Consider the following 597-nt stretch of genomic DNA (forward strand, 5'->3'; position numbering starts at 1 on the left):
TTGTCTTCCTAAGAATCGGCATGGCTAATCTCTTTACTTGTTGAGTCGGGACGAACCTTTATGGCGGTAGATATGCCAAAACTCAGTGGAACAACACTAGCAGATATTAGAGGTGAAAAAGATATAACTAAGGCCGTGATGGTTGCTAAAGAATTTATAAAGAAAGATCCCGTGGAGGGGTTAATAACAACGCTTCAGAGTTTGAATGTAAATATTAAAGACTTTAATGTTGGTAATATTATATTTGATTCAACGAAGAAAAAATTCATCTTGATAGATTTTGATTACGCTGACATGTCATCGGTTGTGACTGATTCGCTCTATAAAACCATGTACAAATCTCTTTATACAAAGATAAAACAAGACTTCTTAGCGATAGAATGGAAAGTTGATTCAGATAAGAAAAGTTTTTTTATTAAAAAAGCAATTAATAGAATGGACAAAAGATTTACGGCATTAATCATGGATGGAAAAAAAGCAAGACTTTCTCATTTTAAAGAAGCTATAGAAAGATATAATAGAGAAACCAAAATCCCTGTGTCATGGGCACTCAAGCGTTGGATCGATTATAATATGCCAACATCCTATGTGAGCATT

General features: G+C 33.7%; 1 protein-coding gene. It reads left to right on the forward strand.

Features of this window, described 5'->3' with window-relative positions:
- Positions 1-60: 60 nt before the first annotated feature.
- A partial coding sequence (locus tag J5069_RS23885; RefSeq protein ID WP_264646131.1) for a hypothetical protein occupies positions 61-597 on the forward strand: 537 nt, incomplete at its 3' end.

Origin of the sequence: Candidatus Symbiopectobacterium sp. NZEC127 (assembly GCF_025962675.1) — a bacterium.
Lineage (GTDB): Bacteria > Pseudomonadota > Gammaproteobacteria > Enterobacterales > Enterobacteriaceae > Symbiopectobacterium.